This window comes from Pseudoalteromonas sp. MBR-15 (assembly GCF_053628915.1).
This window is the reverse complement of record NZ_JBRJHH010000004.1, coordinates 156,584-179,799: the sequence shown is the minus strand read 5'-3', so window position 1 is coordinate 179,799 and position 23,216 is coordinate 156,584. Positions and strand designations below refer to the sequence as shown.

The 23,216-nt window shown below is 42.8% G+C and carries 20 protein-coding genes and 1 tRNA gene; all 21 read left to right on the top strand.

The features are described from left to right. Positions 1–101: 101 nt before the first annotated feature. The 21 genes from ACSSVW_RS07495 to ACSSVW_RS07395 all read left to right on the top strand — a co-directional run bounded on the left by ACSSVW_RS07495 (position 102) and on the right by ACSSVW_RS07395 (position 22,978). Positions 102–881: a hypothetical protein gene (locus ACSSVW_RS07495; RefSeq protein ID WP_182396211.1), complete on the top strand. Its 780-nt coding sequence runs from the start codon at positions 102–104 to the stop codon at positions 879–881. A gap of 725 nt (positions 882–1,606) precedes the next feature. Then, positions 1,607–1,683 (top strand) — tRNA-Met (locus ACSSVW_RS07490). 293 nt (positions 1,684–1,976) lie between these two features. Continuing rightward, the gene (gene rimP / locus ACSSVW_RS07485) at positions 1,977–2,432 is read left to right on the top strand and encodes a ribosome maturation factor RimP (RefSeq protein ID WP_036969905.1); all 456 of its coding nucleotides are present in this window, start codon (positions 1,977–1,979) and stop codon (positions 2,430–2,432) included. Between the two features lie 38 nt (positions 2,433–2,470). Further along, the gene (gene nusA / locus ACSSVW_RS07480) at positions 2,471–3,970 is read left to right on the top strand and encodes a transcription termination factor NusA (protein ID WP_065978792.1); all 1,500 of its coding nucleotides are present in this window, start codon (positions 2,471–2,473) and stop codon (positions 3,968–3,970) included. Between the two features lie 25 nt (positions 3,971–3,995). Next, positions 3,996–6,653, top strand: a complete 2,658-nt coding sequence (gene infB / locus ACSSVW_RS07475; RefSeq protein WP_065978793.1) for a translation initiation factor IF-2 — start codon at positions 3,996–3,998, stop codon at positions 6,651–6,653. Between the two features lie 110 nt (positions 6,654–6,763). After that, positions 6,764–7,168, top strand: a complete 405-nt coding sequence (gene rbfA / locus ACSSVW_RS07470) for a 30S ribosome-binding factor RbfA (protein ID WP_036969898.1) — start codon at positions 6,764–6,766, stop codon at positions 7,166–7,168. Next, complete coding sequence (truB, locus tag ACSSVW_RS07465; protein WP_065978794.1) at positions 7,168–8,112, top strand: tRNA pseudouridine(55) synthase TruB; 945 nt, start codon at positions 7,168–7,170, stop codon at positions 8,110–8,112. Before rbfA ends, truB begins: the two co-directional genes overlap by 1 nt. Before the next feature lie 108 nt (positions 8,113–8,220). Then, positions 8,221–8,490 (top strand): 30S ribosomal protein S15, encoded by a 270-nt coding sequence (rpsO, locus tag ACSSVW_RS07460; protein ID WP_036969894.1) that lies wholly within the window; start codon positions 8,221–8,223, stop codon positions 8,488–8,490. Positions 8,491–8,748: 258 nt separating this feature from the next. Continuing rightward, a complete protein-coding gene (gene pnp / locus ACSSVW_RS07455; RefSeq protein WP_036969884.1) occupies positions 8,749–10,881 on the top strand; it encodes a polyribonucleotide nucleotidyltransferase in 2,133 nt (710 codons plus the stop codon). Positions 10,882–11,006: 125 nt separating this feature from the next. Continuing rightward, positions 11,007–11,885 carry a lipoprotein NlpI gene (gene nlpI, locus ACSSVW_RS07450; RefSeq protein WP_036969883.1) on the top strand — a complete coding sequence of 293 codons (879 nt, stop codon included), beginning with the start codon at positions 11,007–11,009 and terminating at the stop codon, positions 11,883–11,885. A gap of 31 nt (positions 11,886–11,916) precedes the next feature. Beyond that, complete coding sequence (locus ACSSVW_RS07445) at positions 11,917–13,071, top strand: hypothetical protein (protein WP_454179085.1); 1,155 nt, start codon at positions 11,917–11,919, stop codon at positions 13,069–13,071. A gap of 212 nt (positions 13,072–13,283) precedes the next feature. Beyond that, positions 13,284–16,076 carry a monovalent cation/H+ antiporter subunit A gene (locus ACSSVW_RS07440; RefSeq protein WP_036969881.1) on the top strand — a complete coding sequence of 931 codons (2,793 nt, stop codon included), beginning with the start codon at positions 13,284–13,286 and terminating at the stop codon, positions 16,074–16,076. After that, positions 16,076–16,420, top strand: a complete 345-nt coding sequence (locus ACSSVW_RS07435; RefSeq protein WP_065978797.1) for a Na+/H+ antiporter subunit C — start codon at positions 16,076–16,078, stop codon at positions 16,418–16,420. Before ACSSVW_RS07440 ends, ACSSVW_RS07435 begins: the two co-directional genes overlap by 1 nt. Next, the gene (locus ACSSVW_RS07430; protein WP_454179084.1) at positions 16,417–17,934 is read left to right on the top strand and encodes a monovalent cation/H+ antiporter subunit D; all 1,518 of its coding nucleotides are present in this window, start codon (positions 16,417–16,419) and stop codon (positions 17,932–17,934) included. Before ACSSVW_RS07435 ends, ACSSVW_RS07430 begins: the two co-directional genes overlap by 4 nt. Continuing rightward, a complete protein-coding gene (locus ACSSVW_RS07425) occupies positions 17,935–18,471 on the top strand; it encodes a Na+/H+ antiporter subunit E (RefSeq protein ID WP_036969871.1) in 537 nt (178 codons plus the stop codon). Next, positions 18,465–18,734: a K+/H+ antiporter subunit F gene (locus ACSSVW_RS07420; protein WP_036969869.1), complete on the top strand. Its 270-nt coding sequence runs from the start codon at positions 18,465–18,467 to the stop codon at positions 18,732–18,734. The genes ACSSVW_RS07425 and ACSSVW_RS07420 overlap by 7 nt, the downstream gene beginning before the upstream one ends. Before the next feature lie 8 nt (positions 18,735–18,742). Then, complete coding sequence (locus tag ACSSVW_RS07415) at positions 18,743–19,075, top strand: Na+/H+ antiporter subunit G (protein ID WP_036969868.1); 333 nt, start codon at positions 18,743–18,745, stop codon at positions 19,073–19,075. Between the two features lie 104 nt (positions 19,076–19,179). After that, positions 19,180–19,974, top strand: a complete 795-nt coding sequence (truA, locus tag ACSSVW_RS07410) for a tRNA pseudouridine(38-40) synthase TruA (protein ID WP_036969860.1) — start codon at positions 19,180–19,182, stop codon at positions 19,972–19,974. Positions 19,975–20,131: 157 nt separating this feature from the next. Then, positions 20,132–21,007, top strand: a complete 876-nt coding sequence (accD, locus tag ACSSVW_RS07405) for an acetyl-CoA carboxylase, carboxyltransferase subunit beta (RefSeq protein ID WP_036969857.1) — start codon at positions 20,132–20,134, stop codon at positions 21,005–21,007. A gap of 25 nt (positions 21,008–21,032) precedes the next feature. Continuing rightward, positions 21,033–22,298: a bifunctional tetrahydrofolate synthase/dihydrofolate synthase gene (gene folC, locus ACSSVW_RS07400; RefSeq protein ID WP_065978798.1), complete on the top strand. Its 1,266-nt coding sequence runs from the start codon at positions 21,033–21,035 to the stop codon at positions 22,296–22,298. An 11-nt stretch (positions 22,299–22,309) separates the two neighbouring features. Next, the gene (locus ACSSVW_RS07395; RefSeq protein WP_065978799.1) at positions 22,310–22,978 is read left to right on the top strand and encodes an SPOR domain-containing protein; all 669 of its coding nucleotides are present in this window, start codon (positions 22,310–22,312) and stop codon (positions 22,976–22,978) included. Positions 22,979–23,216: the final 238 nt, after the last annotated feature.

Here is a 23,216-nt window from a genome sequence, read left to right as displayed (position 1 = left end):
ATGATAATTGATTTAAATTACTACGTAATACCGCTGAATTTAGATCGTGTTGGCCCACAACATGCTTACAGAAACACAGGATAAACAACAGGGACGATATTATGAAACCACGCTTCTTTACTTTATTTACACTGGTTTGTTTAGGGGTCACTTTGAGCAAGGCGGCCAACGCGGCAATTTATCAATGTGAAAAAAATGGCATTGTTGAGTTTAGCCAACAACCTTGCGGCAAAGATGCAAAGTTGATCACCGTTAAAGAGCAAAACCCCACATTATTAGGCTCGCCAAAACCTGTTTCTGAATCAAGCGATGTAACAGCAGAGATTGATAACTATATTCGATTAAAGCAAATAGACGCCAAAATTGCAGAACACAATAATAAAATAGACTCTTACTCAGAACGGATGAACAATGAAATTGCGGCATTAAGCAGTCAAGCCGATGCGCAACTGCACAATTTGGTCGGAGCAAAAAAAGAAGCCGCCATAGCTAAACAGATGTCTGCCGTTTCAGAACGTTATAATTTATTGATCAACAATGAGCAGCGTAATATAGACAGGTTAAGCACAGAAAAAAGCCAGTTAGTTTTGCAAAGTAACGATACAGAAAAGAATGAAATTGACCATTTTATTCGTAGTGAACAGATTAAACGTGAAATCGCAGAGCACAAAGACAAAATTGACCGTTATCATGTTGAACTAAATCAACAAATTAAGCGCCTTGAGCAACAAGCCTCTACCAGACCGACTAATCTAGTCGATGCGAGTAGCGACCAGGCTTTATCAGACAAAATGTCTGCGGTGACCAGTAAATTTAATACACTCATTGCTGTTGAGCAGCGCCAAATCGATAGACTGAATAATGAACTTACTCAACATTAATTAGTGTCAGCCCTCAACTACGAACTAAGTCGAGTAGCGCAACGTGTATTGATTGAAATTACATTACTGTAAGCAAACAAATAGCTTTTAACAATGTTGGAAAATATACGAATTGCCTGTGACCACGCTTGTTTTAGGTGGCTGTTTAAGCCTCTTTGATGGGACTCCAGCGTGTCGAAAAATGCGTCACACAAATGGTCTATATCGTGACTTGATACATTCAAAAAGCTTAGGTTATTTGCTATATATTGAATGAAAGGCATCACCAAAGGTAAGTCATCAAGGTGTGACACAACCTTGTTAAGCGCACAAAATAGTATATAGCTTCGTTTGCTAACACTCTCTTCGCTTGGCATCGTCATTGTTAGATTACGCTGGCTCAAATTGTGGTAAAAGGTGTGCGTAAATTGATGGAAATCAGGTTTTAGCAGTTCAACATTCTGTTGTAAAAGCCTTTTTTGAAAAATAGATAGACTCATAGGAAAATCGCTTAATAGCCAACACTATAGTTTGTTCTTCTTATAGTGTTAACTATAGACCTATTTTTTCGGAAATAGGAAATTTTATGACAAGGTTGTCATTATTTTTTTTCGTAAAAAATTGTCCAACTAATTCATGCCCGAAGGTTGCTAATTGAGCGCTACATGCTTATAATAGCCGCCATTGACTTGATGTGCTTGCCACTCAAGCAAACGATATTAAGTAATTTACTTGATATCCATTGGCGCGGGATGGAGCAGCCTGGTAGCTCGTCGGGCTCATAACCCGAAGGTCGTCGGTTCAAATCCGGCTCCCGCAACCAAATTCATGTTAAAACATCGTAAGTTGTCTTTAACATGCACAGTAATTTTTTACTGTATGAAGTCGCGCATTCTGGGTAATGCGCGTTTTGCGTTTAGGCTATTTAGTTTAATTTAGTTAGGTAATTGACCGCAACCAAGCTTGGCCCTAGGCCACACAGTTTTATGCTTTAGGTGTGACGCCCCGCTTGGTTCGGGGCGTTGTTGTATCTGATCTAGCATGATTTTATGAATCATTATTAAACTCAGTATTTCAGGGCTATATGCCCTTTTTTTGTTTGTATGGAGGATTTTCGTGACAAAACTTGAGCAAGATTTAGTAGCCATGCTCTCACCAGCCGTTGAAATGTTAGGCTTTGAGTTACATGGTCTTGAGTTTGTGCAAGCTGGTCGCCACTCTACATTACGTGTTTACATCGATCATGATGCAGGGATCACGGTAGACAATTGTGCCGACGTAAGTCGTCAAGTTAGCGCAATCTTAGATGTCGAAGACCCAATTACAAACGAATACGATTTGGAAGTGTCGTCTCCTGGTGTTGATCGTCCATTATTCAAACAAGATCACTACGAGAAGGCACAAGGAGAAGAAGTACGCGTGCGTACTAAGCTTCCACAAGATGGTCGCCGTAATTTTAAAGGCGATTTAGTATCAGTTAGCAGTGATATGATCACACTTTCAGCAGATGGGACTGAGCATATGATTATGCTAAGTAACATTGAACGTGCGAACATCATCGCAAAGTTTTAATTCGAGTGCGAAGGAATAGGGCAAGCGAGGCATAACCCATGGCAAAAGAAATATTATTGGTTGCTGAAGCCGTCTCCAATGAGAAAGCGGTTCCAAAAGAAAAGATTTTTGAAGCGTTAGAGTTCGCATTAGCGACTGCAACAAAGAAAAAACACGATGGTGAAATTGACGTTCGCGTATCAATTGACCGTAAAACAGGTAATTACGATACATTCCGTCGCTGGAAAATCGCTCCTGTGCAAGAAGATGGTTCACTTGAGCACCCATATAGCGAAATCACGCTTGAAGCGGCACAAGTTGAAGACCCTGAATTGCAAATGGGTGATTACGTAGAAGAACAAATTGAGTCAATTAAGTTTGACCGTATTACAACACAAATGGCTAAGCAAGTTATCGTACAAAAAGTACGTGAAGCTGAGCGTGCACTTGTTGTTGAAGAATACAAAGACCAACAAGGTGAGTTAGTAACGGGTGTTGTTAAAAAAGCAACGCGTGATGCTATCGTACTTGACCTTGGTAACAATGCAGAAGCGGTTATTTACCGTGACGACATGCTACCGCGTGAAAACTTCCGTCCGGGCGACCGTATTCGTGGTCTTCTTTACGAAGTTAAACCTGAAGCGCGTGGCGCACAGTTATTCGTAACGCGTTCTAAGCCTGAAATGCTCATGGAGCTATTCCGCATTGAGGTGCCAGAAATTGGCGAAGAAATGATTGAATTACGTGCAGCAGCGCGTGATCCAGGTTCACGTGCGAAAATCGCTGTTAAGTCAAATGACAAACGTATTGACCCAGTAGGTGCCTGTGTAGGTATGCGTGGTGCGCGTGTTCAAGCGGTGTCTACTGAACTTGGTGGTGAGCGTGTTGATATCGTACTTTACGATGATAACCCAGCGCAATTCGTAATTAACGCGATGGCACCTGCTGAGGTAGCATCTATCGTGATGGACGAAGACACACACTCAATGGATATCGCTGTTGAAGCTGATAACCTAGCGCAAGCAATTGGTCGAAATGGTCAAAACGTTCGTCTTGCTAGCCAGTTAACTGGCTGGGAATTAAACGTAATGACGGTTGATGAAATGCGTGCGAAAAATGAAGCTGAGTCAGACAAGTTAATCAACTTATTTACTGAGTACCTAGATATCGATGATGAGTTTGCAACATTATTAATCAACGAAGGTTTCTCAACCCTTGAAGAAGTTGCTTACGTACCAGCATCAGAGTTTTTAGAAATTGATGGCTTAGACGAAGAAACAGTTGATGTTTTACGTTCACGTGCGAAAGACGCACTGACAACCAAAGCACTTAAAACTGAAGAAAGCCTAGAAGGTGCAGAACCTGCAGAGGACTTATTAGCCCTTGAAGGTTTAGAGCGTCACCTTGCATTCGTTATGGCAAGTAAAGGTGTTATAACATTAGAAGATTTAGCCGAGCAAGGTATCGACGAGTTAGTTGATATCACTGAGCTTTCAGAAGAAGAAGCTGGCAAACTAATTATGGCTGCGCGTAACATTTGTTGGTTCGCAGACGAGTAATTTATTAACGGAGGTATTACACACTATGGCAGAAGTAAATGTTGAAAAACTAGCCGGAGATATTGGTACAACTGTTGATAAGTTACTACAGCAGCTTGAGCAAGCCGGTATTTCTAAAAAAGCAGGTGATATGGTGAGCGAGGCTGAAAAGTCAACGTTACTTGATCACCTTAGCAAGCAGCATGGCGGCACGGGCTCGGAAGGCCCTGCTCGCATGACTTTGCAACGTAAAAGCAAGAGCACACTGAGTGTGACTGGTTCTACAGGTAAAGCAAAGTCTGTACAAGTAGAAGTACGTAAAACACGTACTTATGTTAAGAAAAGCGCCATTGAGCAACAGCAAGAAGAAGAGCGTTTAGCTGCAGAAGAAGCTGCACGTAAAGCAGCAGAGCTTAAAGCCCAGCAAGAAGCTGAGGAGCTAAAAGCGAAACAAGAGGCAGAACGTAAAGCGAAAGAAGAAGCTGAGCGTAAAGCCAAAGAAGAGGCTAAACGCAAAGCTGAAGCTGAGCGTAAAGCGAAACAGAAGCAGATGACCCCAGAACAAAGTGCTAAGTCTGAAAAAGATCGCGCCGAAGCTGAGCGTCTGCAAAAAGAAGCAGAAGAGGCCGCATTGAGAAAAGCTGAAGAAGAAGCGAAACGTCAAGCAGAAGAGGCAAGAAAGCTAGCTGAAGAAAATGAAGCTCGCTGGAAGAAAGAAGAAGAAGAGCGTAAGCAGCGTGAAGAAAGCGCTGATCACCACCTTACGACTTCAACTTATGCACGTGAAGCAGAAGATGAGTCTGATGCTCGTGAAGAGCAAACTGCTCGCCGTGCTAAGAAAAAGAAAAAAGGTCCAGCAAAAGAAAAATTTGTTGCACCTAAAGGTAAAAAAGGCAAGCTTAAAGCGCCTACATCGTTACAGCATGGTTTCCAAAAACCAACCGCAGACGTTAAAAATGAAGTTCGTATCAGTGAAACTATCACTGTTGCTGAACTTGCATCGCGTATGGCTGTTAAAGGTGCCGAAGTTGTTAAAACAATGATGAAAATGGGTGACATGGTTACCATCAACCAAGTGATCGACCAAGAAACAGCACAGCTTGTTGCTGAAGAAATGGGACACAAGGTTATCATTGTTAAAGAAAATGAATTAGAAGAGAAAGTGCTAAACGACCGTAACGAAGAAGGCAAAGCGCTTCCTCGTGCACCGGTTGTGACAGTAATGGGTCACGTTGACCATGGTAAAACGTCAACACTTGACTACATTCGTTCAGCGAAAGTGGCATCAGGTGAAGCGGGTGGTATCACTCAGCACATTGGTGCTTATCATGTTGAAACAAATGGCAACATGATCACGTTCTTAGACACACCAGGTCACGCCGCATTTACCTCAATGCGTGCTCGTGGTGCAAAAGCCACTGATATCGTAATCCTTGTTGTTGCAGCAGATGATGGTGTAATGCCACAAACTAAAGAAGCGGTTCAGCATGCGCGTGCAGCTGGCGTGCCTCTAATCATCGCTGTAAACAAAATGGACAAAGAAGGCGCAGATCCAGATCGCGTTAAAAACGAATTAGCACAGCTAGACGTTATTCCTGAAGAGTGGGGTGGCGACACGCAATTCGTCCATATCTCTGCAAAAACAGGTTTAGGCATTGATGACTTACTTGAAGCGGTATTAATGCAAGCTGAGATCTTAGAACTAACTGCACCATCAGAAGGGATGGCTGCGGGTGTTGTAATCGAATCACGCTTAGATAAAGGCCGTGGTCCAGTTGCATCTATCTTAGTTCAATCTGGTACGCTTAACCAAGGCGATATCGTACTATGTGGCCTTGAATACGGCCGTGTACGTGCAATGAAAGATGAGAACGGTAAAGACATTAAGTCTGCGGGCCCATCTATTCCTGTAGAGATTCTAGGTCTTTCTGGTATCCCTGCTGCAGGTGATGAAGCAACGGTGGTTAAAGACGAGCGTAAAGCCCGTGAAGTTGCTTTATATCGTCAAGGTAAGTTCCGTGAAGTGAAACTAGCGCGTCAACAAAAAGCGAAGCTTGAAAACATGTTTACTAACATGACTGAAGGCGATGTTTCTGAAGTTAACGTGGTACTTAAAGCGGACGTACAAGGTTCAATTGAAGCAATTGCTGATTCATTAACTAAACTATCTACTGATGAAGTTAAAGTGAAGATTGTTGGTTCAGGCGTAGGTGGTATCACCGAAACTGACGCAACACTTGCAGCAGCCTCTAATGCAATCGTTGTAGGCTTTAACGTTCGTGCCGATGCATCAGCACGTAAAGTGATTGAATCAGAAAACCTAGACCTACGTTACTACAGCGTAATCTACAGCCTGATCGAAGAAGTTAAACAAGCCATGTCTGGTATGCTTGCACCAGAATTTAAGCAAGAGATCATTGGTCTTGCTGAAGTTCGTGACGTGTTTAAGTCACCTAAGATTGGTGCTATCGCTGGTTGTATGGTGACCGAAGGTATCGTTAAGCGTAGCGCACCTATCCGTGTACTTCGTGATAACGTGGTTATCTATGAAGGTGAGCTTGAATCATTACGTCGCTTTAAAGATGACGTAGCGGAGGTTCGTAACGGTATGGAATGTGGTATCGGCGTTAAGAACTATAACGATGTTAAAGTTGGCGACCAAATCGAGGTGTTCGAGACGGTTGAAGTACAACGTTCACTTTAATTTCGTCTAAGTCACTATTATAAATGGGGGCTAAGCCCCCATTTGTGTATTCGTAATTAAATTAACTTATTTATATATATCAATAAGTTAAAATTTTAGAGTGAAGTATAATGAGAGAATTTTCTCGCACTGATCGTGTTGCACAGCAAATTCAAAAAGAGATTGCTGTTATTCTTCAACGCGAAATTAAAGACCCGCGCTTAGGTATGGTAACGGTGTCTGCAGTTGAGGTATCTCGCGATCTTTCGTACGCAAAAGTATTTATTACAGTATTCAATACTGATGATGAAGATAAAGCCAAGCAGAGCGCTAAAATCCTGAATGAAGCAACGGGTTATATTCGTTCTTTATTAGGTAAACGCATTCGTGCGCGCATTATGCCAGAGTTACGTTTTGTCATTGATAACTCACTGATGGAAGGTATGCGTATTTCAAATTTAGTGGACTCGGTTATTCGTGAAGATAATGCAAAGCATGTCAACGAAGATGATAGCGAAGAAGGTACTAAAGACTAATGGCTAGACGCAGTAAAGGCCGTGCAATTGACGGCATTTTATTACTTAACAAGCCGCAAGGTATCTCGTCTAATAAAGCATTGCAGCAAGCAAAGGGCATTTACTTTGCACAGAAGGCTGGGCACACCGGCGCGCTCGATCCGCTTGCAACAGGCATGCTGCCGATTTGTTTTGGTGAAGCAACTAAGTTTACCCAGTTTTTGTTAGACACGGACAAAACGTATGTCGTACGCGCTAAACTTGGGGAACGTACAACCACCTCAGATTCGGATGGCGAAGTTGTTGAAACGCGTCCAGTAGCGGTAACTCGTGCTCAACTCGAGCAAGAGATCGCAAGTTTTTTAGGTGAGTCGGACCAATACCCATCAATGTACTCAGCATTAAAATATCAAGGCCAGCCTTTATATAAATATGCACGCGAGGGCATTGAGGTACCGCGTAAATGCCGAAAAATTAATGTGTTTAGTTTAACGCTTGATGAGTTTGATGAAGCAAATAACGAAGTGCAAATGACCGCCCATGTATCGAAAGGGACGTATATTCGCACTATTGTGGATGACCTTGGTGAAAAGTTAGGGTGTGGCGCACACGTTATTATGTTGCACCGAAGTGCTGTTGGTCATTATCCGAGTGATAAAATGGTGACGCTTGAGCAACTTGAAGAAAAATTGCAACAAGCTAAAGCCGATGACGTTGCACCGTCTACTTATTTAGATGCGCTTTTGTTACCCATGGATACCGCGTTGGTTGACTTACCTGTGATTGAAATTAGTAAAGAACAAGGTATGGCATTTAGCCATGGTCAAACCGTGGTGATTGGTAAGCCCGTGCCTGATGGTGTGGTGAAAGTAATGGCTGATGGTATATTCATTGGCACAGGCGAGCGTCATAAAGACGGTCACCTAAAATCAAAGCGTGGTTTATCGAATCAACTGCCTGAGTAAAGATTACCTTGTAGTTATTGCTAAAGCTGGTAGAATACGCCCGCTCAATCGTTTTGGCTGAATTAGTGATCGGCTAAGACACAATTTAAATTAATTTTTGGAGTTACTATGTCACTAAGCAATCAAGAAAAAGTTGAAATCATTGCTAAATTTGCACGCGCTGAAGGCGACACTGGTTCACCTGAAGTACAAGTTGCACTTCTAACGTTCGATATCAACAAGCTTCAAGGTCACTTTGCTGATCACAAGCACGATTTCCACTCACGTCGTGGTCTTCTTCGCAAAGTAAGCCAACGCCGTAAACTGCTTGATTACCTTAAAGGTAAAGACATTGCACGTTACACTGCGTTAATCCAAGAGCTTGGCCTACGTCGCTAAGAACTAGATTACAAGAAAAGGGGCTATATAGCCCCTTTTTTTGTGCGCGTATGAAAGGTATACTAGCGCACAACTTAGTAGCACAGGTTGCTAAGTGTTTGAAAAATCATCATTGCCAATTGTAGTACTTAATTGATTTTACTTAAGGTTAATTAAGTACTGTAATTGGTACTTTGATGGACTATTTTTACCAATTCAGAGATGCAGCCTACGGGCTAATTTTTCTGAGTTGCTTCTACATTTAAAGGACATTTTTAAGTGCAAGCAATAATTAAAGAATTTCAACTAGGTCAACACACTGTGACACTAGAAACAGGTGCTATCGCTCGTCAAGCTGACGGCGCTGTACTTGCAAGCATTGGCGACACTTCAGTACTTGTTACTGTTGTTGGTAAGCGTGATGCACAACCAGGTCAAGACTTTTTCCCACTAACAGTTAACTACCAAGAGCGTATGTACGCTGCGGGTCGTATCCCTGGTGGTTTCCTTAAGCGTGAAGGTCGTCCTAACGATGGCGAAACACTTATTGCACGTTTAATTGACCGTCCAATTCGTCCACTTTTCCCGAATGGCTTCGTAAATGAAGTACAAGTTATCGCGACAGTTGTTTCTGTAAACCCTGAAATCCAACCTGATATGGTTGCAATGATTGGTACATCAGCAGCGCTTGCAATTTCTGGTATTCCATTTAATGGTCCTATCGGTGCATCACGTGTTGGTTTCATCAACGGCGAATACGTTCTAAACCCAACGTTAAAAGAACTTGAAGAAAGCCAACTTGATTTAGTGGTTGCGGGCACAGACAACGCGGTATTAATGGTTGAGTCTGAAGCGAACGTGCTATCTGAAGATGTTATGTTAGGCGCTGTTGTATATGGTCATGAGCAATCTCAAGCTATCATCAATGCAATCAATGAGTTCAAAGCAGAAGCGGGCAAGCCTACATGGGATTGGACTGCACCAGAAAAGAACGTTGCACTTGAAGAGAAAGTGGCTGAACTTGCTGCTGATAAAGTGGGTGAAGCATACCGCATCACTGACAAAGTAGCGCGTAAAGAAGCGTTAGGCGCAGCTAAAGACGCTGTTATTGAAGCGCTTTCTGCTGAGCTTGCTGAAGACGAAACACTTGATACTCAAGAAGTAAGTAAAGTATTTGGTTCTTTAGAGAAGAAAATTGTTCGTGGCCGTATCACTGCCGGTGAAAAACGTATCGATGGTCGTGAACCAGATATGATCCGTGCACTAGACGTAATGACGGGTGTATTACCGCGTACTCACGGTTCTGCTATCTTCACACGTGGTGAAACACAAGCACTTGTTACTGCAACGCTTGGTACAGAACGTGATTCACAGTTAATTGATGATTTAACGGGCACGCACAAAAACCACTTTATGCTTAACTACAATTTCCCTCCGTTCTGCGTAGGTGAAACAGGTTTTGTTGGTTCACCTAAGCGTCGTGAAATCGGCCACGGTAACCTAGCTAAGCGTGGTATCCAAGCTGTAATGCCAACACTAACTGAGTTCCCTTACTCAATCCGTGTTGTATCTGAGATCACCGAGTCTAACGGTTCATCTTCAATGGCGTCTGTATGTGGTACTTCTCTTGCGTTAATGAACGCGGGTGTGCCTATTAAAGCCTCTGTTGCAGGTATTGCGATGGGTCTTGTTAAAGAAGAAGAAAACTTTGTTGTTCTTTCTGACATCTTAGGTGATGAAGATCACTTAGGTGACATGGACTTTAAAGTTGCGGGTACTTCAGACGGTATCACTGCACTTCAAATGGATATCAAAATCGAAGGTATCACACAAGAAATCATGCAAATCGCGCTTAAACAAGCAAAAGCTGCACGTTTACACATCTTAGGTGTAATGGACGAAGCGATTTCTGCTCCTTCTGAAGAGTTATCTCAGTTCGCTCCGCGTATCTACACGATGCAAATTCCGGCGAAGAAAATTGCTGAAGTAATTGGTAAAGGTGGCGCAACGATTCGTCAACTTACTGAAGAAACAGGCACAACGATTGAAATCGAAGACGATGGTACAATCAAAATTGCAGCAACTGACGGCATTAGCGCAAATAATGCAATCAAGCGCATTGAGCAATTAACAGCAGAACTTGAAGTAGGCACAATCTACACAGGTAAAGTTGTTCGTATCGTTGATTTTGGTGCATTCGTTAATATCCTTCCGGGTAAAGATGGCCTAGTGCATATTTCTCAAATCAGCACTGAGCGCGTAAACAACGTTACTGATCACTTAAGCGAAGGCCAAGAAGTACAAGTAAAAGTACTTGAGGTTGACCGCCAAGGTCGCGTACGTTTAAGTATCAAAGAAGCGATGGCACCGGCTGCTGAAGAAACAGCAGAAGCGCCTAAAGACGCTGAATAAGGTTTGATTTTCCAGTAATTTACTGGATACAAGAAAAAGGGGCTGTTTAGCCCCTTTTTTTATGCTTTAATGAAACTCAATCGCTTCAACTTTGTCTACAGAGAATTCAGGTATTAAGGACTTTAATGATTTTTAAACACTTAGCATTGACAGCTGTGGCTATTTTTTCTTTAAGTGCATGTCAAACAACTTCTCAGCCTGAGTCAGTCCCTATTGTTAATGTGCCGTTCACCGCACCATTAGCGTCTGATTTTCGAAATGAAATTACCATAGCCCGTTATTCAGAGCTGCTTAATCGCACCGATTTAAGTGCAGAACAACAAGCAAAACTTTATTATGATCGCGGTGTGTTATTTGACAGTTTGGGCATGTCGACATTAGCGCGTATAGACTTTAATCGGGCCATTAAACTAAAGCCTGATTTAGCAGAAGTGTATAACTTTTTAGGTATTCATCACACGCTTATGCAACAGTATGAGCAGGCGTATGAGCTTTTTGACTCGGCGCTGGAACTCAATGAACAGCATGAATATGCTTATTTAAACCGCGGAATTGCGTTGTATTATGGAAATCGTCCATTATTAGCGCAAGACGACTTACAGCAGTTTTTAGACCGCTCACCCAGTGACCCTTATCGTGTTTTATGGCTTTACCTAGCACAAGCAGACGCTGACAAGCAGCAAGCGCTGATTGATTTAAAAGCCAATTCACAAGGGGTTGACGAATCCCAATGGGGTTATCAATTACTTGCATTGTATTTAGGCGAAATCAGTGAGTTTGAATTCTTATCAGGTATTATTGAAGGGGTTACTTCTGAGCAAGAGTACGCGCATCGTTTGTGCGAGGCGTATTTCTATTTAGCTAAATTACATCAAGCAGCAGGTAATGATTACATTGCGGCTGATTATTTTAGGCTTGCCCTTGCAACAAATGTGCATGAGTTTGTTGAATATAAATATGCGCGTCTAGAGCTTGAGTTAATGGCTGGTGAAGACGCGAGCTAATGTTTACCTGATAGGCGGGTTATTACTGAGCTTGAGCACTCTCTCAAGCTCGGTATCTGACTTCACGCCTTCGTATCTTTATTATTTTAATAAAACCCCAACACGTGCTGTGGCCATTTACTATTTGGCTCCCACTGTTGTAAGTTCAAACCTTACCCTTGTTGATAATGTTCAATTACGGCAACTCGCTGAACTAGGTGAGTTAGATGCTCACTACCAACTTGCATTACGCTTTCTACAACAAGGTAACCCTGCGGCAGCTAAGCTGTGGTGGCAATCCGAGTTTGATAATTATGCTGTGAACCAACAACAAGCCTTAGCAGACAACTTGATTGCTCAGCAGCAGTGGCAGTCAATTGAGTGGTTGTGGCAAACGAATCGTTTGCCACAAGGCGATGCGAGGCAAGCTTGGTTGTTACGCCAGCGCTCGGATGCAGAGTATATAAAGGCCGATTTTGCAAAACGTCACGATTTTTCACTGTCATTACACACAGTGAGTGTCATGCCACAGTGTAAATTTAATGTGTTGATGTTGACTGATCATCATGCAGGAATTAATGCACTGAAATCATTTAAACGTTTTTACCAAGCTAAACCAGAGCCAGAGAAGAATAGTTTTTGCTTTAGTGAAATTGTCTACGTTGGCGATCAGTTTTCTTGCCGTAATCATGATATGGCACTTCAGTGTAATTGGGAAAACGCTGTTGCATACAATTGGCCTGCAGGCTTTGACTTTATCGTAATGATGTCAGAGTCGGGCGCGGCAAATGTGGTTGGGGGGATTATGCATATTAATTCTCAACAGAGCTATAAAGTGTTTTTGCATGAGCTAATGCACTTTAATGGTTTTGAGGATGAATACCCACTTCCAGAGAAAAAACAGCAGTGGTTGTGTAAACTGCAGGGTAAAGTAGCGCCTAATTTATTCATTGCCAATGATGTATTGCCACCAAGTGGTTGGCAGAAGAGCCGCGCATGCCAGAATTCAATGGCGTATAAACCCAGCCCTAATTGGTCAATTATGCAATACCAAACAATGGCGTTATCACAGCAATACAGACAACTTTGGCAAAAACAAATTAACCAGCCCTTAACAAAGCCGATAAGGTTTATTGATTACTTCACGTTTTTAGGTGTAAAGCCAACGATAACAACAGCTTCAAGCTTGGATAAATTTTCTGACTAATCGTAGAATTATTGCTATTTTAACATACAAAGCGGTTAAAAAATGTGCGAATAGGCTGCTCTCCTATAGACAAAATAGCACCTGATCAGTATAACTATACGCACTGTAAGCTTTTTTTGAAGCCAACTTTTAACCATCCAAATGAACAGTACGCACCTAACTATAACTAGCAGCGGTATTGATATTCTTATGACACAAAAAGGCTCCTTATTATGACTTTGCTCTGGATACCCCTGTTATCCTTAATCGGCAGTGTTATTTCATCCTGCACTTCAAAACTAACGCGAAATCAAAGTACGGCTTTGACCATGTTAGCGCCTTTGATTGCCCTTGGAATTGTATTCTCGTTTACGCCTGCAGTTTTTTCTGGCGAAATAATCCGTTATAGCGCGGACTGGATCCCGCTACTCAACATGCAAGTTTCATTTAGGCTTGACGGCCTAACCTTGCTGTTTCTGTATATGATATTAGGCATTGGTGTCTTGGTCATATTCTATGCTCGCTATTACCTGAGCAAAGATGACTCTTTACCGAAGTTGTACTGCTATCTAATGCTATTCATGACAGCCATGGTTGGCATTGTCATGTCAAATAACGTGATTCAATTATGGCTATTTTGGGAGCTAACCAGCATTAGCTCGTTTTTACTAATTAGCTATTGGTGGGATAAGTCAGAAGCACGTAAAGGTGCGCGCATGGCATTGGCAATTACTGGTGCAGGTGGTTTAGCGTTATTAGCGGGTTTATTACTCATCGGCGATATTGTTGGTAGTTATAATTTAGATGTTATTTTAGCCAGTAAGACACTGATTCAATCGCATGATTTATATGAAGTGGCATTGGTACTTGTGCTGTTGGGGGCGTTTACTAAATCGGCGCAATTCCCATTCCATTTTTGGTTACCGCATGCCATGGCAGCGCCAACACCTGTGAGTGCGTATTTACACTCGGCAACCATGGTTAAAGCAGGGATCTTTTTACTCGCCCGTTTTTATCCTGCCTTATCAGGAACCGATACGTGGTTTATTTTGGTTGCTATGACAGGGTTATCAACGTTGCTTGTTGGTGCTTACGTTGCGCTCTTTAAGCATGATCTAAAAGGGCTGCTTGCCTACTCAACAATTAGTCATTTGGGCCTTATTACCTTATTGCTTGGTTTAGATACAGAGCTTGCGACTGTGGCCGCTATTTTTCATATTATTAACCATGCGACATTTAAAGCGTCTTTATTTATGGCCACCGGTATTATTGACCATGAAACGGGCACGCGCGATATGCGTAAACTCAATGGTATGTGGCGTTTTATGCCATATACCGCCACATTAGCAATGGTCGCAGCAGCGGCAATGGCGGGTGTGCCACTACTGAACGGCTTTTTATCGAAAGAGATGTTTTTTGCAGAAACACTGCATCAACAAGTGCTTGGTTCAATGTCATGGTTAATCCCTGTTTTAGCGACCGTTGCAGGTGCGCTCTCAGTCGCTTATTCGGCGCGATTTATTCATGATGTCTTTTTTAATGGTGACCCAATTGATTTGCCAAAAACGCCTCATGAACCGCCGCGCTATATGCGAGTACCAATCGAAATATTAGTCGTAGTGTGCATATTAGTCGGTATGTTCCCGCATTTTGCGGTCAGCGATATTTTGGCTTCAGCGTCATTTGCAGTTTTAGGTGATGCGGCGCCAGCCTATAAGCTGTCTGTTTGGCATGGTTTAAACCTTCCGCTGTTAATGAGCTTTATTGCGACCTGTTGCGGTATCATCATTTATGTGCAGCGCAAACACCTGTTCCATTTCCAAGCATCGCTCCCCACGCTGAATGCTAAAAAAGGATTCGACCTTGGCTTGTACAGTGTTATTAAGTGGTCGCAACAGAAAGTTAATCGTATCGAAAATGGCTCGCTGCAACGCTATGCTTTTGTGATGATTGCGGTGGTTCTTTTATGTGCAGGTTGGCCACTGTTTGAAATGCGCCAACTAGCAGGGGCAAGTGAACTAACGCCGATTGATTTTCATAATGCGATAGGGGCTGGCTTATTAATTATTGGTGCGCTGGCAACTGTTATTTGGCATCGCTCTCGTATGATTTCACTGATCATGATTTCAATCGTGGGCTTAATGGTATCGGTCGCATTTACTCGATTCTCGGCACCTGACTTAGCATTAACTCAATTAACGGTTGAAGTAGTGACTGTTATTCTACTGATGCTTGCGCTGTTTTTCTTACCACAGCGCACACCAAAAGAATCAAGCTCATTACGCATGTTACGTGACCTAGGTATATCCTCTGCATTTGGTGTTGTTATAGCGAGTATCTGTTATGCACTCCTAACTAGACCGCTTGAGTCTATTTCAGACTTTTTTGTGGCAAATGCAAAAACAGGCGGTGGGGGAACCAACGTTGTAAATGTGATCCTTGTTGATTTTAGGGGATTCGATACATTAGGTGAAATCACCGTGTTAGGTATCGCTGCACTGGGTATTTATAAACTATTAATTAACTTGCCATTATTTATGCCAGCAAGTGATAGTGAAGGGCGACCTTGGGCACGTGAACGATACCCCATTTTACTTGCCAGTATTTCACAAAGCTTATTACCGCTTGCGTTATTGGTGTCTGCGTACATTTTCTTGCGTGGTCATAACTTACCAGGAGGCGGTTTTATAGCGGGGTTAGTGACTGCGATTGCCTTTATTTTGCAATATATGGCTAACGGTTCTAACTGGATTGCGGCACGTTTTGATGTGAATTACCGTAAGATTATCGCTTCCGGTATTGCCATTGCCTTATTCACGGGGTTAGGAAGTTGGGTGTTTGGGCGTCCATTCTTAACAACATGGTTTGATTATTTTGATATACCGCTAGTCGGCAAGACAGAACTTGCCAGTGCTATCATGTTTGATTTAGGTGTGTATTTAACTGTTGTAGGTGCAACGCTGATGATTTTAGCAAGTTTAGGAAAACTCACTGCTGATACACCCAAGCAAGAGGTAAATATTTAATGGAAGTATTGTACGCATCATGCGTGGGCGTGCTTGTCGCGTGTGGAATTTACTTAATTTTAAGAGCACGAACCTTTCCGGTGGTGCTTGGTTTAACCATGTTATCGTACGCGGTAAACCTATTTTTATTCTCATCAGGCCGTTTAACCATCAATAGAGCGGCTGTGCTTGGCAGTGGCAGTGAATATGCCGATCCGTTACCGCAAGCGTTAGTATTAACGGCCATTGTTATTGGCTTTGCAATGACGGCCTTTGTGGTGATTTTATCTATTCGTGGTCGCGCAGATTTAGGTAACGACCATGTAGACGGACACCTGGTTAAATCGTCGAAGGAGCAAAAATGATCCAGCATTTAGCTTCATTGCCTATTTTAATCCCTATGCTAACAGGCGTTATACTTTTAATGCCGCCCTGTGGGAAAAACCTCTATATTCGCCGTGTTATGTCGGTGATTATGGCTGTGATCACCGTGCTCATTAGCGCTGGTTTATTAGTGTATGTGAATGATACTACGCCACTTGTGTATGCTATTGGCGATTGGTCAGCACCGTTTGGCATTGTATTAGTGGCCGACAGATTAGCGACATTGTTAGTGCTTTTAACCAGTTTACTGGGGGCTGTTGTTGTACTTTATAGCTGTGCCGGAGATGACAAAAAAGGCAGTTTTTTCCACCCATTAGTGCACTTTTTGATCTTAGGTGTGAATGGCGCGTTCTTAACGGGAGATGTCTTTAACCTGTTCGTCTTTTTTGAAGTATTGCTCATCGCTTCATACTCATTATTAATGCATGCTGGCGACAAACACAACACCCGAGCTGCGTTGCAATATGTGAGTTTAAATTTAATTGGTTCAAGCGTGTTCCTGATAGCATTAGGCGTGCTCTACGGTGTACTAGGCACATTGAATATTGCTGATTTAGCCCAAAAAGTGCCTTTGCTTACAGGGGATGATGTTTATTTAGCAAAAATAGGTGGTTTGTTGCTTATTGTCGTGTTTGCGTTAAAAGGTGCGTTATTACCGCTGCACCTATGGCTGCCGAACACCTACGCAAGCGCATTACCGGTTGTGGCTGCACTCTTTGCTATTATGACTAAAGTGGGTGTATACGCCATGCTGCGTGTATACACCGTTATTTTTGGTGATAATGCAGGCGAGCTTGCGCACATGGCTCAACCTTGGTTATGGGGTTTAGCACTTGCTACCATTGTAATGGGGGCCATTGGTGTCCTTGCCAGCCAAGATTTTAGAAAACTGGTGGCTAACTTAGTCATCGTATCAGTCGGTACGTTAGTGGCACTTGTTGCGCTTCAAAATGTAGCGGCAACTGCGGCATTACTGTATTACTTAGTGCATTCGACTATCGTGTGCGCCGTGTTGTTTTTACTTGCTGACTTGGTCGCGCTTCAGCGTGGTAAAGTTGCAGACCGTTTAGTTGCAGGACGCGCTGTCGCTCAGCCATTTTTGTTGGGGATTAGTTTTGTGATAGCCGCGCTTACTGTTGTGGGTATGCCACCGCTGTCGGGCTTTGTGGGTAAAATTTGGATTTTAAAGAGTACCCTAGATAGCGAAAAAGCCATGTTATTTTGGCCTATTTACCTTTTAGCGAGTTTGGCTGTTTTGGTGGCTATTTCTCGTGCAGGTACAAGCTTGTTTTGGGATCATAAACACAAAGACAGCGATGCAATAAAAGGCGTCAATGCACACCCACTGAAAGTGATTGCATTAATGACGCTATTAATTTGCTCGCCGTTGATGGTTATTTTTGCTGGGCCAGTGTCTGAATTTATGTTGGCGACCTCAGAGCAACTGTTCGACATAAACAGTGGTATCAATGATGTTTTACATGGAGGCCAGTAAATGCGGTTAGAAGCTCGTTTTCGTTGGCTACCTACGCCATTTCGCAGCGTATTATTATTTATTGTGTGGCTGCTATTAAATAATAGCGTGTCACCTGGGCACCTATTGTTGGCTGCTTTCTTTGCTATCACGATCCCGTGGATTACTTTTCCATTTCGTGACCCGCAACCGTTAATTGTAAGACCGGGGCTGGCATTTAGACATTTATTGTTAGTTTTATACGATATTGTCACAGCCAATTTGCAAGTTGCACTTTTAATTTTGGGACCAACTAAAAAGTTGCGTCCGGGGTTTGTTAAAGTGCCTCTCGATTTAAGTCATGAAATGCCAATCACAATTTTGGCAAGCACCGTGTCGCTAACCCCAGGTACGGTAAGTGCTGAGGTGTATCCTATTCCTGAATCACTTGCGGAAGGGGAAGAAGTACAGCAACGCTATTTGTTAATTCATGTCTTGGACTTAGCAGATGAACAGGTGTTAATTAATACGATTAAGCAGCGCTACGAAGCACCGCTTAAGGAGATTTTTCGATGCTAGATACGGTTTTTTTAATTGTTTACGCCATGATCGCAATATCGTTATTGCTTAACTTGTGGCGTTTGATTGCGGGGCCATCAGTGCCTGATCGCATTTTGGCTCTTGATACTATGTTTATCAACACCATCGCATTGATCATTCTGTATGGGATGAGCATGGATACAGGGCTTTATTTTGAAGCGGCTTTACTTATCGCCATGTTGGGCTTTGTGAGCACCGTAGCTGTATGTAAGTACCTGCTACGCGGCGATATTATTGAATAAGGTAACAGATGATGAGTGAGTGGATTGTATCAATCTTATTATTAATTGGTGGTTGCTTTATTTTAATAGGCTCAATAGGGTTAGTTAAAATGCCTGATTTCTTCATGCGTTTACATGGGCCAACGAAAGCAACAACATTAGGTATGGCATCGTTACTCATTGCTGCCATGGTTTATTTTACTTACACCCACGATGGCGTGAGCGTAAAAGAAATTTTAATTTCTATCTTTTTATTAATTACTGCACCTATCAGTGGCTACATGCTCATTAAGTCGGCAATACATCACAAGCTACGGGCTAAAGAAGGCACGAAGGGCTTAGATAATATTGAAGACGATTAATATCTGAGCACACAGCATTGTGTGATCTGCGATGGTGGCTTTTATTGCGCTCGTAGATCGCATAAAATGCCCCGTCATTAAGCACACTAGGTAAATATGTCATTATGCGAGTAGCACTTGGAGTAGAGTACAACGGCGCACGTTATAGTGGTTGGCAGCGCCAGTCACATGTTAATAGCGTACAACAAGAAGTAGAAACTGCGTTGTCGCGCATTTGTAATCACCCCGTTGAAATAGTCTGTGCTGGCCGAACTGATGCTGGAGTGCATGGCACTGGGCAAGTCGTGCACTTTGATACACACGCAGAACGTGAAATGGTCGCGTTTACGATGGGCATGAATACCTTACTGCCTAAAGATATTTCGATACGTTTTGCAAAGCCTGTTGATGAAGATTTTCATGCTCGCTTTAGTGCGACGGCGCGTCGATATCGTTATGTGATTTACAATTACACTTATCGTGGCGCAATTATGAGCGAAGGGGTGACGCACTTTCATCACCCACTAGATGAAACTAAAATGCAAGCAGCCTGTCAGTATTTAATAGGTGAGCATGACTTTACTTCGTTTCGCGCACTGCATTGCCAAGCGAATACGGCAAATAGAACGATTCATCACTTGTCTGTAAAACGTCAGGGTGACTATGTCGTTATTGACATTAAAGCCAATGCATTTTTGCACCATATGGTGAGAAATATCACGGGCTGTTTAATGGATATTGGCTTACATAAGCATGAGCCAGTGTGGTTAAAAGAATTACTTGATTTAAAAGAGCGTGCAAAGGCAAGTGCCACTGCAAAAGCGGCGGGACTGTATTTAGTGGACGTGGATTACCCTGAGCATTTTGGTATTCCTAAAACCCCATTAGGACCTTTGTTCTTACCTGATTCAGATAGTTAACTGCGAATGGCTCACTACTAAGACCAGTTTTTTATATCGTCTGCGGGTAATTCATGTTTTAATTGAAAAAATCTGTCTGCTTATTTCTTGTGTAAATTACTAAGTGGTATTTCACTTTAGCAGACTGCGACACAGAACAGTATTAAGAGAGTTGCAAATGAGTTGGTTAGAAAAAATCTTACCTAAAACGACTAAATCGTCAGGTCGTAAAGAAATCCCTGAAGGGGTTTGGGCTAAGTGTACAGACTGTGATTCAATTTTATATAAAGCAGAATTAGAAAAAGCACTCAATGTATGCCCTAAATGCGATCACCACATGCGTTTAAGTGGTCGTAAGCGTCTTGAAAACTTTTTAGATGACGCTGACCGCCAAGAAATTGGTGCACAGCATGAACCAAAGGACGTTTTAAAGTTTAAAGACTCTAAAAAGTATTCAGATCGTATCACGCAGGCGCAAAAAGTAAGCGGTGAAAAAGACGCACTTGTTGCAATGAAAGGCCGTTTAAAAGGTATTCCAGTCGCTGCTGTTGCATTTGAGTTCTCATTTATGGGTGGTTCAATGGCGTCGGTTGTAGGTGCACGCTTTGTTGATGCTGTTGACCAATGTTTAGAGCACAACATGCCGCTTATCTGTTTCTCTGCATCGGGCGGTGCGCGTATGCAAGAAGCATTAATGTCATTAATGCAAATGGCTAAAACAAGTGCAGCTTTAGCTAAAATGAGCGAAAAAGGCTTGCCATTTATTTCAGTATTAACAGACCCAACGATGGGCGGTGTATCTGCATCACTTGCCATGTTAGGTGACGTTAATGTCGCTGAGCCAAAAGCATTAATTGGTTTTGCAGGCCCGCGCGTTATTGAGCAAACAGTACGTGAAACGCTTCCTGAAGGTTTCCAACGCAGTGAATTCTTGTTAGAGCACGGTGCAATTGACATGATAGTTGACCGCCGTGAAATGCGTGACACCCTTGCTCGCATCCTCGCAAAATTTATGAACTTGCCTTCTACCGAACAAGAGCATAGAGTAGCGTAAATTTCAGCTTAACTGATTACACGCTATGACAGAAATCCTTCCTAGCCAATCATCGAGCCTTGATGATTGGCTTTGTTATTTAGAAAGTATCCACCCTGCAAATATTGAGATGGGCTTAGAGCGCGTTGCACGCGTTGCTAATCAAGTCGATTTACTCAATAGCCCTAGTAAAATTATCCTTATCGCAGGTACGAATGGTAAAGGCACGACTGCGCGTTGTCTTGAAAGCCTTCTTCTGGCGCAAGGCTTTAGTGTTGGTACGTATGCTTCTCCTCATTTAATTCGATATAACGAGCGAGTGCGTATTAACGGACAAGAGCTGGACGATCAATTTCATGTTGATGCGTTTGATATGCTCGAAAAAGGCCGAGGTGACACGTCACTGACTTATTTTGAATATGGCACCTTAGGCGCGTTAGCTATCTTTAAACGCCATGCTGTTGATTACGTGCTGTTAGAAGTCGGGTTAGGTGGACGATACGATGCAACAAATATTGTTACACCGCATGCCTGTGTGATTACAACCATCGACCTTGATCATAAAGAATACCTAGGTGATACACGTGAGCTTGTCGGTTACGATAAAGCCGGTATTTTTCGTAACAATACTCCCGCAGTTGTTGGCGATTTAAATATACCTCATACGGTTACCGATTACGGTAATGAAATTAACGCGGATATGGTGTTATCTGGCCGTGATTTTACTTTTGCCGAGGACGCAGACGGGTTTAATTGGCAGTATCAGGGAAATAACTGGCGCTTTGCAAAGCCTGCCATCCCTTGTCAAAACGCTGCAACTGCACTGACGTTATTAAGCAAGCTTGCACTTTTACCACGTGAGCAGCAGGTGCGTGAGTGCTTGGCAAATTTAACGGTAGAAGGGCGCTTTCAACAATTAAGCGACACACCACGTGTTTTTACCGATGTTGCACATAATCCTGAGTCAGCACGTTATTTAGCGCGCAAATTAAGCGTGTATAAAGATCAAGGGTTTAAAATTCATGCATTAGTCGCTATGCTTGCAGATAAAGATAAAGTGGCTGCGATGTCGGCCGTGGCAGATGTGGTTGATGAGTGGTCATTAGCGAGCTTAGATTGTTTTCGTGGAGACACAGTTGAAAATCTAGCGAAGGCACTGGCTGAGACACCATCGACAGCACCAAGCACGCATTACCCCAATGTAGAAGCTGCGCTGGATAAAATAGTGCAAACAGTCGATGCGAACACCTTAGTGATTGTGTTTGGTTCGTTTATCACTGTGGCTGCAGCCATTAACTACTTTAAAAAATAGAGAGGAATTCGGTGAACGCAGGGTTTATTAATCGCTTAGTAGGGACCACCATTGTGGTTGTAGCGGCTATTGTCTTTATTCCAAATATTTTGGATGGAGAGAAGGTTCATTACACAGACGGCTTTAAAGCGATCCCTGAACGCCCAGAGTTCACGACGATTGACTTACAAGAGGCGATTGATAATAAGGTCGCCTCAACAGAGCAGCCCTTAGCAGCGCCGGTAGAAGATATTCAGGCCGATGACGCAAAGCTTGCTTCAGACCACGTTAAACAAATCGATGAACCCGCCAAAATGGTCGAAGCATCGACAGACGACACCGTGACTATTGCTAAAATAGAGCCTAAAGCGGAAGTTAAAACGCAAGTTAAAGCGCAGCCTAAGCCTGCTGAAAAAACAGCAGAACCGGCACGCAAAGCCGAAGAAAACTTGACGCAAATGGCTTATGTGATTCAACTCGGTAGCTTTTCGCACGCTCCAAACGTTAAATCACTGCAAGAAAAGCTAAAAGCAAACGGCTTTAAAACCTTCACTCGTCCAATTAAGACCCCTAATGGCACTTTAACAAAAGTCTTTGTGGGTCCGTCACTGAATAAGAAAGAGCTTGAGAGTAAACTGCCCGAGTTAAAACAGCTAACCAAGTTAAATGGCAAAGTTACTCAGTTTGAAGTAACAAAGTGATCTGACCTAAGTTGCACGCTTTCATACCAATGCGCTTATTTAGTCCATTAAAGTGATTTAGTCTAATTGCGGATTGGTATAACCCCTTAACCCCCTACCGAATCCTGTAACAGCGACAAGGGGGCTTTCACCGAACGGGTGGCGATACAGCTCAAGTATCATTTAAGTTGCCACAACACCGTACAGCCCCCCTTGTAACGTGCCAAAGGGCATGGCTAAAACATGTTTTTACTGCCTT